This window comes from Pseudomonas sp. SIMBA_068, assembly GCF_046534705.1.
GTDB classification, from domain to species: domain Bacteria; phylum Pseudomonadota; class Gammaproteobacteria; order Pseudomonadales; family Pseudomonadaceae; genus Aquipseudomonas; species Aquipseudomonas putida.
On the sequence record NZ_JAWRYI010001871.1, the window covers coordinates 1 to 229 of the forward strand.

At 64.2% G+C, this 229-nt stretch carries 1 pseudogene; it reads right to left on the reverse strand.

From position 1 onward, the window contains the following. Positions 1-177: pseudogene (locus tag SB756_RS36255) on the reverse strand (two-component sensor histidine kinase); the annotation flags it as partial. Between the last annotated feature and the right edge of the window lie 52 nt (positions 178-229).

The following is a 229-nucleotide window of genomic DNA, read 5'->3' on the forward strand; positions in this document are numbered from 1 at the left end:
GAAGCGTGTCACCGAAGACTCCAGCACGCTGTAGCGTGCATCCAGCTCGGCGCCGGGCAGCAAGCCCAGGCCACGGTCCACTTGCTGGTACAGCGCGCCGCCGATCAGCACGAAGATCAGCAGCGCGACCAGGGTGAACATGCCGCTCAGGCGCAGGGCGATCGAGTTAGCGGCCACTTGGGTTCTCCAGCACACGGCTTTCCAGCACATAACCCATGCCGCGAATGGT